We start from the raw sequence: 16,111 nt of genomic DNA on the forward strand, positions 1-16,111 counted from the left end.
GTATGTGCGATCGCGGTGCGGCATGATCGAATTTGTCGCCGAAACGGGCTCAACCAACGCAGACCTTGTACAGCGTGTGCTGGACGGCGAGCCATTACCGGAAGGGCACTGGCTGGTTGCTGACCGCCAGACCGCAGGGCGCGGCAGGCAAGGGCGCAAATGGACAGACGGCTGCGGAAACCTGATGGCGTCTTGCATCATCAATCCGGGCCCGCGCGATCCTGCCCCGTCCAGCTTGTCGTTTGTGGTTGCGCTTGCCTTGTACGAAACCGTGCGGAACGTGTTGCCCGCGCCGGATGGACTGCTGCTCAAATGGCCTAACGATTTGCTGCTTTCGGGCGCGAAACTGGCGGGCATCCTGCTTGAGCGGGTAAATGACCGGGTCGTTGCAGGTATCGGGGTCAATCTCGTTTCTGCCCCCGAACTGGCAGACCGGGACACCGTATCGCTAAAGTCAGTTGGTGCGAGCGTTGACCGCGACGAATTTGCGCGCATTCTGACCGGTTCCCTTCAAACCGAGCTTGATCGGTGGCGGACCTACGGGCTGGGCGCGATCATGCGCCGGTGGGAGGCGGCGGCGCATCCCATCGGGACCGTGTTGACCATCCATGAGCCCGGCGGCGGGGCGTTTGACGGCAGATTCCATGGCTTAACTCCTGATGGCGCACTGCGGCTATGCTTGGCGGATGGCACCATCCGTGCCATCCACGCCGGCGATGTATTCTTAGGCTGAAGGAAGACCCATGCTGCTCGCCGCCGATGTCGGAAACACCAATGTCGTGTTCGCCCTGTTCGATGGAGAGCAGATTAAAACGCGTTGGCGGATTGCCACAGATCCGCGCCGCACGGGCGATGAATATGCAGTCTGGTTGCTCCAGCTGATGGAGATCGAAGGGTACACCCGCGACGACATTACGCAGATCATTTTCGCTTCGGTTGTGCCGCGGGCCGATCATAATCTGACTGTCCTGTCGCAGAAATATTTCAAGATCGATCCGCTGATCGCCGGGAAGGGTGATGCCGGCTGGGGTTTTGAAATCGATGTCGAACAACCCACGTCGCTCGGCGCTGACAGGGCGCTGAACTGTGTTGCTGCGCACAAGAAATATCCCGGCGACCTGATCGTGGTCGATTTCGGCACGGCAACCAAGTTCGAAGTCGTCGATTTCAACGGCGCGTACAAGGGCGGTATCATCGCACCGGGGATCAATCTGTCGCTCGACGCATTGGTGGGTAAGACCGCAAAATTACCGCGCATAGCTATTCGTGCGCCAGAGACACGCAGCGTGATCGGGCGTAACACCGAAGACCAGATGCTGATCGGGGTATATTGGGGCTATGTGGCCATGATGGAAGGCCTGATCGGGCGGATGAAGAAGGAAATTGGCAGGCCTTCGCAAGTCGTCGCGACCGGCGGCCTTGCGATCCTGTTCGACAAACATACGGAGATTTTTGACGTGGTGGATGCAGACCTGACATTGGAAGGCCTCGCTACGCTCGCGATGCGTGCCGGACACAAGAGCGAAAATACGTGAACAAGAACTTCAAACCCGAAAAAGAACTGTTGTTTCTCGCGCTTGGCGGATCAGCCGAAATCGGCATGAATGTAAATTTGTACGGCTGCGACGGAAAGTGGCTGATGGTCGATCTGGGCATGACATTCAGCGGTAACGAATATCCCGGCGTGGACCTTGTATTTGCCGATCTGGAGTTTATCGAGGACCGGCTTGATGATCTGGTCGGGGTGGTGCTTACGCACGGTCATGAGGATCACATCGGTGCCGTTCCCTATTTCGCTGCCGACCTGGGGGTGCCGCTGTACGCCACGCCGTTCACTGCCGAACTGGTGAAGCGCAAGCTACAGGAAGCGGGCCTGACCAACGATGTCGAACTGAACATTGTCAAGGATCTCGAACCGTTCGATGTCGGACCGTTTGAAGTGAGTTATTATCCGCTCGCGCACTCTATTGCCGAGGGCAATGCGCTGCTTATCGAAACCCCTTATGGCAAGATTTTCCATACGGGCGACTGGAAGCTGGATGAAGAACCGATCATTGGTGAGCCGACTACGCAGGAAGAACTGACCGAACTCGGCGATGAAGGTATTCTCGCGATGGTTTGCGATTCGACCAATGTTTTCAACCCCAATCCAAGCGGATCGGAAGGTGCAGTGCACCGGGGGTTGATGGCGGAGGTCAAGAAGCACAAGGGCAAGCGGGTGATGGTGACCACATTTGCTTCCAATGTTGCGCGGCTGCAGACGCTGGGCGAAGTGGCCAGAGAGACCAACCGACAGCTTTGTGTGGCAGGAAGGTCGCTGGACCGGATGGTCGAAGTTTCCCAGGCCAATGGTTATTTGCAGGACTTCCCGGCGACCGTCGATTTCAAGACTGCGATGAAACTTCCCCGCGGTGAAATCATGATCGTGGCAACCGGCGGACAGGGTGAGCCTCGCGCTGCCTTGTCACGAGTTGCCGAGGGCTCTCACAAAATTGCGCTCGACGCAGGAGACGTGGTGCTTTTTTCGAGCCGCCAGATACCCGGCAACGAGGTGAGCATCGGCAAGGTTCAGAACCGTCTCGCCGAACGCGGCATCGAGATGGTTACCGACAGGCAGAGCGAAATACATGTTTCGGGTCATCCGGGACGGCCAGAACTTGAAGCGCTTTACAGCTGGATCCGGCCGGAAATTCTGGTGCCGGTACACGGCGAAATCAGACATATGAAGGAACAGGTGCGGGTTGGCAAAGAGGCGGGTATTCCGCAATCCGTTTTCCAGCAGAACGGCGACATATTGCGCCTTGCTCCGGGTAAGCCGGAACGGCTTGCAAAAGTACGCACCGGCCGATTGGTGCTCGACGGTGATGTGATCGTTCCCGCCGACGGTGAGGCTATCGTAGGCCGGCGCCGCCTGGCACTTGATGGCGTTCTGATCGTCGTCCTGTCGTCCGACGGCACAGCACAAATTGACAGCATGGGTTTGCCGCTCGATGAAGATTACCCGGATTTCGTGGCAGAAGCTGAAGCTGATGTTGTGAAAGCCTTGAAGAAGCTCAAGGGTGCCGAGCGCAAGGATCGCGCTGCGGTAATCGAGGCGGCCAGGCTTGCTGCGCGCCGCGCCGCCAAGCGTTGGAGCGGCAAGAAACCGCAGGTAAAGGTTATCCTCGCCGGGGAATAGGGCATGTACTGGACATCGATCGTCGCAATTTATGTGCTCTTTTTCGTGATGAGCGCCTTCGTCCTGCTACCTTTCGGTATGAAAACGCACGACGAGATGGGGGTCGAAAAAGTGCCGGGGCAGGCAGACAGCGCTCCGGCAAACTTTTCGTTTCCCAAGCATATGTTGCGCGCCGCAATCATGAGCACCATTCTTACCACGCTTTATGTACTGAACTATATCTACGGCTGGATAAGTGCCGAGGACATCAATGTTTTCGGTACACCGCCAGGGTTCGACGACTAGATCATTCGCGTAATCTCTCGATCGCCTGTGCCAGCGCCACGTATAATTTGCCCATGTCCGAAGATAGCAGCGTCACCCCGAGCGCGTTACCGTCGCGCGTGCTGAGCAGACTGCGCAGCATTGCCTCGAAATCATGGATATAGCGGCTGACATGGTCATTGAAATCGCCGTCTTCTTCGTAAAGCAGAGCAATTTCGCGAGCTTCCTGATTGTCCAGAAGCCGCACCGCGCGCCTTGTGAATATGCCTCTGTCGCCGCGCAGGTAAGCTGCCCATGATGTGTCGGTGACATCGCTTGATAGTGATTTGGCGATGTCGATAGCGTTTGAATTCAGGCTTTCGGTTATCAGCGCAACGCGGCGCGCAAAATCGTTGTCCACCTGTTCCTGTGCCCGTTCACGCGCCCGCGTTACTCTGGTTTCAAGATTTCCTGTGAGTTCGTTCACCATTGCCAGCTGGTCACGCAGCTGGATTGCCGCTTCCCTTCCGGTGTTGGCAGCCCTGGTCGCAGCAATATCAAGCTCCGCCATGACTTCGCTTGTGCGGTGGCGGAGTGCTTCATCGATTGATCTGGCTGCCTGGTCACCGATGCTGTCAGCCAGCGCCCTTGTTTGCGCCGCTGATTGATTACCCAATGATGCGACAGCGGTGCTAGCGGCGTGTTCCAGAACAGCGATTGCGTCCCTCAGTTCACCTTGTGACGCTTCTGCGACGCGGACACTTTCGTCGTGCAATGCCGCCAATCCGGACTGAAGTTTGTCCAGATATGCGACATGCTGTTCATCGGCATCGCGGATTTTGCCGTGCAACGCGGCAATCTGATTTTCGGCCAGTTTGCCATGGTCTTGTGCAGTAATGACGTAGTCGGACAATCCGCGGCCCTTCTCGTCTGCCTCCGCAATGATCGATCGGACGTTCCCGGCCTGCAACGTCAAGGCTCCCAGGCGCTCTTCAGCCATTCCTACCGACGCGGAAAGTTCTTCGCCCGAATGGCGGGCACTGGCCTGAATAAGCTCAAGCAATCTCACGCTGGCGTCGGTCAAAGCGGAGATTGCGGATCCGGTCGTGTCGAGCAATTCGCGGCTTTCGCCCAGCCTGGCGGCCAATTCGTCAGATCCGCCGGAAATGCGGCGCTCGGCATCCTCGCTCTGCGCTGTGATCGCCAACATGTGAGCCTCGAGTTCGGCCAACCTTGCCGCCAGCATTTCGCCTTGGGCTTCCATATTGGCGGCATGGGAGGCATGTTCCGCTCTGCGTTCGGCAAGCGCCGCGTCAAACCTGGCCATTTGATCGGAGAGCGCATGGCTTGCCGCCTGCTCATCTGCCGCAATATCGGCCCGGCGATTTTCCATTTGTTCGCCAAACAGCTGGTTTCTCTCCAACGCTTTTTCATCGACGGTTTGCGCGTTGGTGCGCAATGCATCCAGTCGCGCATTGGCCGAATCGATTGCCCGTTCATCAATTGTCTGCACTTCCAAGATTGTCTCGACCAATCTCACTCGCAAACTTTCGATCTGGTTTTGCCAGACCCCCAGCGCCGCGGATTGTCCGTCCTGCACGGATCGGGCGATTGTCGTGCTCTCGTCCTTGAGCCCTCCCAGACGGGCACGCAATGACCGTAGCGCTTCTTCTTCCTGCTCTTCCAGAGTGCCGCGCGCAGCATCTATCTCGGCAGTCAAAGCATCCGCACGCCGGCGGATTGCCGCAAGCGCAGCGACTTCGCGGTTGTCCAGATCGGTCCTGAATTCCTCGCTGCTTTGGGTCAATGCGTCGAAACGGGCTCTGACGATGTCATCAAGCTGCTGCGTTTGCGCCTCGAACCTCGCCAAAGTGGCCCCTATATTTTCACCAAGCGCGATGACCTGCCGCTCGCTCGCCTGGCCGAAATCGTTCAACCGGTTAAACCCGCTGACCAGTTCTTCGAGCTGCTGCTGCGCGTTCTGCCCCGCTGCGCCGATCTGGTTCGAAACATCGCGCGCCGAATTGGCTATCACAGGAAGATCGTCACGCAATTTGTCCATATTACCAAGCGCGGTGACGCTGACCTCTGCAATTGAATCGACTTGTGCACCATTCGTGATGACCAGCGTCTGAAGCCTGTCTGCATGTTCCGACAAACGCTCTGATGCTATCCGCCCAAGCGATTCCAGTTCGCGCGACTGGGCGGCAAGAAATTCGCGTGCGAGGCTGAGTTCACGGTTTATCACCCCGAGCCGGGTTTCCAGACGCGCCGATTCCGCTGAAAGCGACTGCGCCGTGTCGGCAAACCGCGAAGCCTCTTTCCGGCTGTTTCGCATGACCAACAGCCATACTGCCACGACCAGCAAAACCGGCACGGCCCAATCGCCAATCCAGTCCGACCACATCTGCGGAGTGGCTCCGGATGACATCCGGGACCAATTCAGCCATCCGAAAAATCCGCTCCATGCCGCGACAACCACGCCTGCAAATGCGGGAAGCGCCCATGCCAAATCGCGCGGAGGTTTGTCTTCATCTTCAGGCCAGTCTTCAGCCCAGCTTTCATCAAGCCGAAGCTCCTCGGTGTTTTCGGAAATTTCTTCGAACTCGGCCTCTTCAGGCTCGGGTCCGGCATCGATTGCGACAAGGCGGCTGCGGTCAATCATCTGCGCAGCATATCATGATGTGCGAACGGATAAACCCTGCCTTAACCTTATTCCCCTAGCGCAGGGCAATGGTATATGAAAACGGAGCGTTGGATGCGACATTGTCGGCGGCTGCAGGCGATGATGCCGCCTTGTTCGCCGAACTCCGCAAGGCGTTCACGGAAAGCCTGGAAAAGCAGATTGATCTGCTGAAACGCGCCAGATGTGACGGCAACTGGAATGTTGCTGCCATGCGCCTGAAAGGGCTGGCAGCAAGTTTTCATGCCGGGGAATTGATCGTTCTCGCGGAAGAAGCTCTCGAATCGGCGCCTGGCGATCCCGCGATCGTGCGCCGGCTGGAAGCCTTTCAGGTCGAATTCGCAGCAGCATCGGACTGACACGTCACGCTTGGCATGGTAGTGCATAGGACTTACATCCACCAGGACTGGATGGGAGCCCGGCAATTTGCGTACCGCGATAATTTCAATCACCGGCGATCACGCAGATCCGGATAAAACGACATCCTGCATGGAAATTGCCGGCCAGACTTTAGCCGGTCGGCAATTGGGGCAGACGCTGGCCTTGGGTGCCGAGCGGATCATTTGCGAAATTGACAATATGTCGGAGCAGGTTTTCGCGCTTCAACATTCGGCCGAGAAGGCCGGTGCCAAATTCAACACCATCAAACACCTGCGCGACCTATCAGGGCTCGTCACCGCTGCGGACGAGGTGTTGGTGATGGAACGTGACGCCGTTTTTGACGATGACGCTTTGGCCAATTGGGCCGATATGGGTCCTTCGATCGCGGTATTCGGTTCGGATCCCGCTGTTGCTGCCGGTTTCGAACGCATCGATGCCGAGTTCGGATGGGCCGGCGTAATGCTTTTGCCGGGGCGACTGATCGAAAAATTGTTCAGCCTGCCGGACGGCATGGATCCTGTTTCCGCACTGTTACGGATCGCGCTTCAAGGCGGCATGAAGCTTATGCCGCTTGATGCAGCACTTTTGTCCGATAGCAGGTGGGCGCTGCCGCAAACGCGGGAGCAGGCAACCCGGCTGGAAGAAACGATGCTTCGCAGGCGGCTTGTCCCGGCCAGCGTCTGGACACCGATCAGTGCCTTGTCCGACCGGATTATGCTGGCAACTGGCAGTAAATTGCTTGGCCGGAGTTTTGGTTCGGCGAGGATCGCTGCCGCATCGATCTGTACCGGGTTGCTGTCGGCAATGGCAGGGTGGTTCTTCGCCCCGGCCATCGGGTTGGCGGGCCTTTCAGCCGCCTTCGTTCTGGCGGCCTTTTCGCGCAGTATTGCCGTTATGGAAGGCGGTCCGCCAAAATGCATTGATCTGCCGTCCGCCGCAGTTTGGGCCCTCGAAGCAATGCTCATCTGGCTTTGCGTTATGGCGGTGGCGGAAGATCAGCGGCTCAACGTAGCCTTTTCAGCAATTGTGTTATTGGGCCTGCTGAAAATATCGGAAATGACAGGTATCGCTCCAATTTGGAAAACAGTCCGCGAAAGGGCACTGCTATCAATAATTCTCGCACTCGCGGTATTGTCAGAAGTTGGTGTCAACACTCTGCAAATATTAGGAATTATCACGCTGATATTGATTGGTGTGCGACTGAACAGGGCTGGGCTAACGCGCGCTTAACCAAAACCGGCTATGCGGGTGCGCATGAGTGAACCGGCTTCGCCCCAAAATGATGTGCAACCAATCGAGCGTGTGTTGCACGATGCGCTTGATCAGGGCGATATGGTGTTGAAAACCGCAGGGCCGATTCTGGGCCATTTGCTGGCGAATGATGATCATTCGCTGTTCAGCGACGAAATCATCGCCCGGATCAGGGGTATGACCGGTGATTGCGCGCGCCAGTTTGTGATGGCGATTGCATCGGCCCAAAGCATTGCCGAACCTTATGAACTGCTCGACGAACTTGTACCCTCACTTACGAATGCCCTGATAGAAGAACCTGCCTTCGTGCACCATTGTCACGCGCTGGTTCTGGAGTGGCATTTTGCAGCGCGCCTTCAATCTCGCGGTGTCGTTGACGCTGTCCTTTCACCGTTACTCCAGACGCTTATAGCGTCAAATGATGTTGATATGGCGGCAGACGGAATGGCGTTGCTCGCGGCGCAGGCGCGGTTCATGCAACAAATCCGCAGGATGGAATTGCCACTGACCGAGTTGTCACAGGCTCATTTCAATCTGGCATTGCTCACTTTGGATTCGCACGCCGGAGATGCTGCCCCCGAAACGGTCAACCGGGCCACATCAAACCTCAGGGAAGAATTCGGCGAAGATGCCAGCAGAACGGGAATCGCGCGGCGCCTGGTGCGAAACATGGCCAAGAATGCGGCTGATACTTTCGTGATTTCCCAGGCAGGACCGGCGTTGTATCTTAGCGGCCTGTCCGCCGCGACCGATCAACCGCGCGACCTGATTGCAATGGCCACAAATGATCGCCAACTGGCGCGGCTGGCACTCACATTACGCGCTGCGGGACTGTCACCCAAGGCGGTAACGGAACAATTTGCCCAGCTGCATCCGGAGATATCGCTTCCCGCGGATTTCGGGCTTCTGCGCGCAGATCGCGCGGCGGCAATGCTGGCACGATCAGGTCTGCGGCATTCAGATTGATTATGTCGGAACGGGCAGACATTCTGGCGTACGGCGCCACCGATGCGGAAAATCTTCTGATTTCAGCAGACGAACCCCTTGCCAGTCTGCAGCGCCGGTGCGGCGGAGACATTCCCGGTAGGATCGCTATCCCCCAGCTTCGGGAAATGGTTGAAAAAGCCACTGCGAATGGCCGCAAGATCGCCCGTACGATGGTGGCAAATGACGGCTCCGAACAAATTTCTGCCTGGATAGAAATTACACCCACAAACGCAGATGGCGCAGGCTGCAGCGTGGCTGTTGCTTCATGGCAAACGGCATCGGTAAACCAGCTGGACCCGGTTGCCGAGCACGACCGCGATTTCGCAATCATTCGCCATGCCGCCGAGATTGAACTGCGGACGGACATCGAACACCGACTGGTATCGGTAATCAGCCGTGCACCTGACGTGGTAGCGGCGACAAATATCATGCGGGCAAACCTGGGTAAGCGCTGGACAGATTTTGTCGAATTTGAAGGAAACACCCACCGCCAACCGATGCATTGGCGTCTGCTTGACGGCGCGGAATTGCGGCTCGAAGCATCAGGACGCGTGTGGCGCGCCGCTATTGCGCCGTTAAAAGCGCCAGGGGCGACCGCTGACGCCGGTTTTGAAATCTATCTGCATTCCCATGATGTTCCGCCCGAAGGTTCACAATTCAAAGCTGACACGAAAAGCGCACCGTCACATCAGATCGGACGAGAGATCGCTCCGGTTTTACGTCAACCGATTGCACGAATTATTGCAAATGCGGAAACCATCCGTAGCAGACTGGCCGGGCCCATATCCGACGAATACAGTGGTTATGCGGCTGACATTTCTGCCGCTGGCGAACATTTGCTGGCGTTAATCGACGATTTGGCCGATCTCGAAATTGTCGAAGGAGACAGCTTCTCCGTCGCTCCCGATATCATCGATCTTGGCGATGTCGCCCGGCGCGCTGCCGGAATTTTGGCTGTGCGTGCGCAGGGACGCAAGATTACGATTGCTGCCCCGCAAGAAAGCGAAAAACTGCCCGCGGTCGGCGAATTTCGCCGCGTCTTGCAAGTCCTGCTGAACCTCGTCGGCAACGCCATAAACTACTCGCCCGAAGGGTCACAAATATGGCTCCGCCTGGAAGATACAGGGACGATGGCGACATTGACCGTTGCCGATCAGGGGCAGGGACTGTCGCCCGATCAGCAGCAGCGGGTTTTCGGAAAATTTGAACGCCTTGGCAGAAGCGGCGATGGAGGTTCCGGATTGGGACTATTCATCTCTAAAACGCTGGCCAAAGCGATGCGCGGCGATTTGACTGTCAATAGCGCTCAGGGCCAGGGCGCCCGGTTTACACTGGCATTACCCAAGCCTGATTGACCATACGATCAGGAGCCGCGGACCTTCGCGCTCCAGAGCAGTGCCACTCCGACTGCAACCGTGAGCGCGCCATAAATCGCCCAGCGGCCCTGATTGACCATAAAACTGTCCGCGGGCCAGTTTACGAGGCCCAAACCCTGAAAAGTCCAAAGGCCACCTGAAAGGACCAGCGCGACGCCGATTATCTGCAAGAAATATCGAAGCATCATGCGCGGTCCCTTCAGCAGCAGCGACAGTCTTTATCGTTTATCCACCGGGACATAATCCCGCTGGGTCGGGCCGGTGTAAAGCTGCCGCGGTCGCCCGATCTTTTGGCCGGGATCGGAAATCATTTCGTTCCACTGCGCTACCCAGCCCACTGTCCGGGCCAATGCGAACAAGGCGGTAAACATTGTGGTCGGGAAACCGATCGCCGAAAGAATTACGCCCGAGTAGAAGTCCACATTCGGGAACAGCTTTTTCTCTTTGAAATAATCATCGTTAAGCGCCATCTCTTCCAGTTGCAGCGCAGTTTCGAACAGCGGATCATCCACTTTCAACGCATCGAATACCTCGCGCACAGTCTTCTGCATCACCATGGCGCGCGGATCGTAATTTTTATAAACGCGGTGTCCGAAGCCCATCAGGCGGAACGGATCATTCTTGTCCTTTGCGCGCTCGATATAATGCGGGATCTTATCCGGCGTTCCGATCTCTCGCAGCATATTCAGAGCCGCTTCGTTGGCGCCGCCATGTGCCGGCCCCCACAGGCAAGCGATACCCGCAGCCACGCAGGCGAACGGGTTTGCACCTGACGAACCCGCAAGCCGGACTGTCGAGGTAGAAGCGTTTTGTTCGTGATCGGCGTGAAGGATGAAAATCCTGTCCATCGCCTTTTCAACAGCGGGAATAACTTCATATTCTTCAGCCGGCACGCCGAATGTCATCCGCAGGAAATTGCCCGTATAGCTGAGCGAATTGTCAGGCTGCAAAAATGGCTGGCCAAGCGAATATTTATACGCCCAGGCAGCAATTGTGGGCATTTTGGCGATCAGGCGATGGCTGCTGATCTTGCGGTGCTCCGGATCGGAAATATCGGTGCTGTCATGGTAAAATGCCGACAATGCGCCAACCACTCCGCACATGATCGCCATCGGGTGCGCGTCGCGGCGAAACCCCTGGTAGAACTGGCGCAGCTGATCGTGCAGCATGGTGTGCCGCGTGATGGTGTAGGTAAAGTCGTCAAGCTCGTCCTTGCCGGGGAGCTCGCCGTTGAGCAGCAGGTGCGAAACTTCCATAAAGCTGGAATGTTCGGCAAGCTGGCCGATCGGATAACCGCGATGGAGCAGAACGCCTTCTTCACCGTCAATGTAGGTGAGCGCACTTTCGCAGCTTGCCGTCGATGTGAAACCGGGATCGAACGTAAAGGCGCCAGTCTGGGCGTATAATTTGCGGATATCGACCACGTCCGGGCCGACACTTCCGTTCAGAACGGGATAATCGTAATTCTGGCCGCCCAGTGCCAGCGTCGCCTGTTTGTCCGCCAAAATGCGTACTCCTTAACGTATAATCTATCAGCTTGCTGACGCTGCTTGCGCGTCAATCCGCGCGAGGCTTTCTTCTCTGCCGAGTAGCACCAGCACATCGAAAATTCCGGGTGAAGTCGTTCGCCCGGTTAGCGCAGCCCGCAAAGGCTGCGCCAGCTTGCCGAGGCCCAGTTCCAGTTCCTCCGCAAGTGATTTCAGACTGGCCTCCAGCGCGTCCAAAGTCCAGTCCTTTTCCGCGCTCAAATGGCCATAAACCCGCGTTAAATAGCCCTTCGCATCATCATCAAGCAATCCCGCCGCTTTTTCGGTAATTTCAAGCGGTCGCTGCTCGAACAGAAACGCGCTGCCTTCGGCAAGTTCGTTAATGTCTTTCGCCCGGGTTTTGAGCACGGGCATGGCGCGTTGCAGCAGATTCAGGTCAAAATCGCCGGTAATCCGCTTACCCACCAGTCCGGCTAGCGTGCGGTCGTCGGTATCGCGGATGTAAAGACCGTTGAGGTTCTGGAGCTTCGCGATGTCAAACCGCGAGGGGCTTTTGCCCACGCCGCCCAGATCAAACAGGTCAATCGCTTCCTTTCGCGTGATAACCTCCTTGTCACCATAACCCCAGCCTAACCGCAGCAGGTAATTGAACAACGCGTCAGACAATATTCCCATTTCGTCGCGATATGCTTCGACGCCCAATGCTCCATGGCGTTTTGACAACTTGGCGCCGTCAGCACCGTGGATCAGCGGAATGTGCGCATAGACCGGGTCGCCCCATCCGCCCTCGATTGTATCCATGGCGCGATAGATCGGCAGCTGCCGAAATGCGTTATTGAGATGGTCGTCACCGCGAATGATATGCGTACACCCCATGTCATGATCATCCACGACCGCGGCGAGCATGTAGGTCGGCGTACCGTCAGCCCGCAGAATGATGTAATCGTCGATCTCTTCATTCTGGACCGTCACTTTGCCCTGAACGAGGTCATCGATCGAGGTCGCACCCTGTGTGGGCACTTTCAGCCTGACGGTAAATGGGACATCTGCCGGCGCGTCGCCGGGATCACGGTCGCGCCAGCGGCCATCGTAGCGCAGCTGTTGTTTGGCGGCGCGCTGGGCATCGCGCATTTCAGCCAGTTCGTCTGTCGTGGCATAACAGCGGTAGGCGTGCCCGGCGTCCAGCAGCGCGTTTGCGACTTCGGAATGCCTGCCAGCGCGGCTGGATTGAAAGACGGGTTCCGCATCATAGTCCAGACCGAGCCAGTCCAGACCATCGATAATCGCATCTATAGCTTCCTGCGTGGAGCGGGCCTTGTCGGTATCTTCAATCCTGAGCAGCGCTTTTCCACCATGGTGCCGCGCGAACAGCCAGTTAAACAAGGCGGTCCTTGCCCCGCCAATATGCAAAAACCCGGTTGGCGAGGGTGCAAAGCGGGTGACAATGTTCGCGTTATCGCTTGCCATGTGGTGTGTGTTACTTTCCAATGGTTTAATGGTGACCGGACCAGTTCAGGTACCCATAGAGGGGGCCGATCTGCAAACCGATGCTGCACTGCAGCGTCCTTGGCGCAGCGGCCTCAACTTGTCCAGTATCGGCGATGCGGCGGATGCGTGGTTATCAAATGCGGGGTTTGACCGCGGGCCATGGATCGCTGTCGCATTCGCATCAGGCATCGCGCTATGGTTTGTTCTGCACGAACCATGGCACTGGATAGCGACAATTACCGCTTGTGTGTTGGCTTCCATCGCGGCTGCATCGCTTTGGCGCGAGCGCGTATTCCGGGTAAATCTGAGACTGGCCGTTGTGACGCTGGGCCTGGTCGTTGCAGCAGGGATTTCGGTCATCTGGGCGCGGTCCGAATTGGTCGGCGCCGAACCGATCGACTATCCAAAAGTGGTGCGGTTCGACGCAAAGATACTTGAACGCGAAGAACAGCCCGCCCGCGGCAGGGTCAGGCTTGTTGTGGCGATGCGTGATGCCGAAAGCGGATCTGCCCGGCGGCTACGCGTCAATCTACCGGCCGAACACGATGTTGATGGATTGGAAGAAGGCGCCGTCGTGCGGATGCGCGCACGGCTGATGCCGCCAGCGCCCCCGATGCTGCCGGGCGGCTATGATTTTGCGCGTACTGCCTGGTTTGCCGGGTTTGCCGCAACGGGAAGCGTTCTCGGAGAAGTCGAGGTCAGGCAAAGGGCGGACGAGAGCGGCCTTCTGGCCCCCCTTCAGCGGTTTCTGTCCGCGCATGTGCGGCGCAATCTGGATGGCTCGGCCGGGTCGATCGCTGCAGCTTTCGCGTCAGGTGACCGGGGAGCAATTTCAAATGCCGATGAAGAAGCCATGCGCGATGCCGGGCTTACACACCTGCTTTCCATCAGCGGTTTGCACGTCAGCGCCGTGATCGCCGGCGCATATTATGTGGCCATAACCCTGCTGGCGCTTTGGCCATGGTTGGCGCTGAGGGTGCGGTTGCCGCTTGCTGCGGCGGCCTTCGCGGCATTGGCCGGCATCGGGTACACGCTTCTGACTGGATCGGAGGTACCGACAATCAGAAGCTGCGTCGGAGCTGTCCTGATCCTCATCGCATTGGCGATGGGGCGTGAACCGCTTTCACTGCGAATGGTATCGGTTGCCGCACTGTTTGTGCTGCTTCTGTGGCCGGAAACGCTGGTGGGGCCGAGCTTTCAAATGAGCTTTTCAGCAGTCATCGCGATCATCGCACTTCACAATTCGGAACCTGTCAGGCAATTCCTTGCCCCTCGTGAGGAGCGTTGGATCTCGCGAACCGGGCGGCGGGCGTTTATGTTGCTTGTCACCGGGTTGGTGATCGAAATAGCGTTGATGCCAATCGTCATGTTCCATTTTCATCGGGCCGGGCTTTACGGCGCACTTGCCAACGTAATCGCTATTCCGCTGACAACCTTTGTCTCTATGCCGCTTATCGCGATTGCCCTCACTTTAGACATTGCAGGGATTGGCGCCCCGTTTTGGTGGCTAGCGGGTAAATCGCTCGATCTGATGCTGGCTATTGCCCACTTCACTTCCGCACAACCCGGCGCGGTTAAACTGGCGCCGCATATGGGCACGGGCCTATTTGCGCTGTTTTTGGCGGGATCGCTATGGCTTGCCCTGTGGAGGGGGAAGGGACGACTGTACGGGCTTTTCCCCGTTTTGGCGGGTGCAATCGGGGTATTCAACTTGTCGGCCCCGGATGTGCTGGTGTCGAGTGATGGGCGCCATGTCGGGATCGCAGGGGAAGGGGATATACTGCTGATGCTGCGCGATAGTCGAAGCAGTTATGCCAGCGATAACCTTCAGGAAATGGCAGGTCTTTCGGGCCAGATTATCGCTCTCGATCGCTGGCCTGGGGCGCGGTGCAGCAGAGATTTTTGCACGATCACCATCGTGAGAGAGGGTAAAGCGTGGTCAATTCTGATGGCCAGAAGCAAGGACCTAGTTGAAGAGAGCGCATTGGCCGCTGCTTGCGAGGCATCCGATATCGTGGTTGCAGACCGCTTTCTTCCCCGCAGTTGCCAGCCCAAATGGCTCAAGGCCGATCGCAGGACCCTGGCACAATCGGGCGGATTAGCCCTCTTTCTGGGAAAACAACGCATCGACCGGGTCAGCGACACGCAGGGCCGACACGGTTGGTGGCAACCCTGGGAACCGGGCAAACGCTAATCAAGCCAAAGACTGCCGGCCAGCAGGCCTGACGCGGCCACCGACACAAAACGGTACCTTTAGTGATAGCGGCGGAGCAATCCCGCCAGCTTGCCCTGAACTTCCACTTGCCCGGGTTCGTAAATTTGCGGCGAGTAGGAGGAGTTGGCCGGGTCAAGACAGATTTTGCCACCTTCCTTACGCAGATATTTCAACGTGGCTTCGGTGTTATCGACCAGAGCGACAACGATTTCGCCGTCGCGCGCTGTATCGGTGCGTTTCACCAGCGCGAAATCACCATCGAAAATACCCGCTTCGATCATTGAATCGCCTGAAACTTCCAACGCATAATGCTCACCAGGGCCGAGCAGAGCAGCAGGAACAGGAAGGCTCGTATGATCTTCAAACGCTTCGATCGGGGCCCCCGCCGCAATCCGGCCATGGAGTGGTATCTCGATCACATCATTTGCAGGCTGCGGCCGATTGGCCAACGGCGGCACAATCTTGCGTCCGATCACATCATTTGCTGCAACCGATCCCGCTTGCCCCGCACTCGCATCCTCTGGCTGTTTCAAAACTTCCAGAGCGCGCGCACGGTTGGGTAGCCGCCGGATAAAGCCCCGTTCCTCGAGCGCCGAAATCAGACGGTGCACACCTGATTTTGACTTGAGATCCAGCGCATCCTTCATCTCCTCGAAAGATGGCGAAATGCCCGTTTCTTCAAGCCGTAACTGAATAAAACGGATTAATTCGTGCTGTTTGGCAGTCAGCATAATCGGGTCGCTCCCTGGTTGCCCGCATCAATATCCGCACCCTGACGCAAACAGGTCAGCTAGTGAACGAATGAGGAACAAGTAAGCAACA

At 57.3% G+C, this 16,111-nt stretch carries 14 protein-coding genes; 9 read left to right on the forward strand and 5 right to left on the reverse strand.

The window, feature by feature from the left end; all coding sequences use genetic code 11:
• Nucleotides 1-22: 22 nt before the first annotated feature.
• Genes WFP06_RS06425 through WFP06_RS06440 form a run of 4 tightly spaced genes read left to right on the forward strand, consistent with a single transcriptional unit; the run spans nt 23 to nt 3,463 of the window.
• On the forward strand, nt 23-733 hold the full coding sequence (locus WFP06_RS06425; RefSeq protein WP_336986396.1) for a biotin--[acetyl-CoA-carboxylase] ligase: 711 nt from the start codon (nt 23-25) through the stop codon (nt 731-733).
• Between the two features lie 10 nt (nt 734-743).
• Nucleotides 744-1,535 carry a type III pantothenate kinase gene (locus tag WFP06_RS06430; protein ID WP_336986397.1) on the forward strand — a complete coding sequence of 264 codons (792 nt, stop codon included), beginning with the start codon at nt 744-746 and terminating at the stop codon, nt 1,533-1,535.
• Nucleotides 1,532-3,178, forward strand: a complete 1,647-nt coding sequence (locus WFP06_RS06435) for a ribonuclease J (RefSeq protein ID WP_336986398.1) — start codon at nt 1,532-1,534, stop codon at nt 3,176-3,178. The genes WFP06_RS06430 and WFP06_RS06435 overlap by 4 nt, the downstream gene beginning before the upstream one ends.
• A gap of 3 nt (nt 3,179-3,181) precedes the next feature.
• Entirely contained in the window at nt 3,182-3,463 is a 282-nt protein-coding gene (locus WFP06_RS06440) for a DUF1467 family protein (protein WP_336986399.1), read from the forward strand.
• Between the two features lies 1 nt (nt 3,464).
• On the opposite strand, the gene WFP06_RS06445 is transcribed toward WFP06_RS06440, so the two are convergent.
• A complete protein-coding gene (locus WFP06_RS06445; protein ID WP_336986400.1) occupies nt 3,465-6,086 on the reverse strand; it encodes a coiled-coil domain-containing protein in 2,622 nt (873 codons plus the stop codon).
• Between the two features lie 68 nt (nt 6,087-6,154).
• Here WFP06_RS06445 and WFP06_RS06450 point away from each other — a divergent pair, with 68 nt between their 5' ends.
• From WFP06_RS06450 to WFP06_RS06465, 4 genes are all read left to right on the forward strand, one after another.
• Nucleotides 6,155-6,463: an Hpt domain-containing protein gene (locus tag WFP06_RS06450; RefSeq protein ID WP_336986401.1), complete on the forward strand. Its 309-nt coding sequence runs from the start codon at nt 6,155-6,157 to the stop codon at nt 6,461-6,463.
• Nucleotides 6,464-6,530: 67 nt separating this feature from the next.
• A complete protein-coding gene (locus WFP06_RS06455) occupies nt 6,531-7,715 on the forward strand; it encodes a hypothetical protein (protein ID WP_336986402.1) in 1,185 nt (394 codons plus the stop codon).
• 24 nt (nt 7,716-7,739) lie between these two features.
• The gene (locus tag WFP06_RS06460) at nt 7,740-8,702 is read left to right on the forward strand and encodes a hypothetical protein (RefSeq protein ID WP_336986403.1); all 963 of its coding nucleotides are present in this window, start codon (nt 7,740-7,742) and stop codon (nt 8,700-8,702) included.
• 2 nt (nt 8,703-8,704) lie between these two features.
• The gene (locus tag WFP06_RS06465; protein ID WP_336986404.1) at nt 8,705-10,078 is read left to right on the forward strand and encodes a sensor histidine kinase; all 1,374 of its coding nucleotides are present in this window, start codon (nt 8,705-8,707) and stop codon (nt 10,076-10,078) included.
• Nucleotides 10,079-10,086: 8 nt separating this feature from the next.
• On the opposite strand, the gene WFP06_RS06470 is transcribed toward WFP06_RS06465, so the two are convergent.
• From WFP06_RS06470 to gltX, 3 genes are read right to left on the reverse strand one after another with little or no spacing between them, the layout of a single operon-like run.
• Nucleotides 10,087-10,287: a hypothetical protein gene (locus WFP06_RS06470; RefSeq protein ID WP_336986405.1), complete on the reverse strand. Its 201-nt coding sequence runs from the start codon at nt 10,285-10,287 to the stop codon at nt 10,087-10,089.
• 30 nt (nt 10,288-10,317) lie between these two features.
• Nucleotides 10,318-11,604 (reverse strand): citrate synthase, encoded by a 1,287-nt coding sequence (locus WFP06_RS06475; protein ID WP_336986406.1) that lies wholly within the window; start codon nt 11,602-11,604, stop codon nt 10,318-10,320.
• 27 nt (nt 11,605-11,631) lie between these two features.
• Nucleotides 11,632-13,053, reverse strand: coding sequence for a glutamate--tRNA ligase (gene gltX, locus WFP06_RS06480; protein ID WP_336986407.1), 1,422 nt, complete (start codon nt 13,051-13,053; stop codon nt 11,632-11,634).
• 28 nt (nt 13,054-13,081) lie between these two features.
• On the opposite strand from gltX, the gene WFP06_RS06485 reads away from it, so the two are divergent.
• Nucleotides 13,082-15,268 (forward strand): ComEC/Rec2 family competence protein, encoded by a 2,187-nt coding sequence (locus tag WFP06_RS06485; protein WP_336986408.1) that lies wholly within the window; start codon nt 13,082-13,084, stop codon nt 15,266-15,268.
• 59 nt (nt 15,269-15,327) lie between these two features.
• Here WFP06_RS06485 and lexA read toward each other — a convergent pair whose 3' ends face one another.
• On the reverse strand, nt 15,328-16,020 hold the full coding sequence (lexA, locus tag WFP06_RS06490; RefSeq protein ID WP_336986409.1) for a transcriptional repressor LexA: 693 nt from the start codon (nt 16,018-16,020) through the stop codon (nt 15,328-15,330).
• Nucleotides 16,021-16,111 lie beyond the last annotated feature (91 nt).

It is taken from the genome of Altererythrobacter aquiaggeris (assembly GCF_037154015.1).
Classification (GTDB): domain Bacteria; phylum Pseudomonadota; class Alphaproteobacteria; order Sphingomonadales; family Sphingomonadaceae; genus Aestuarierythrobacter; species Aestuarierythrobacter aquiaggeris.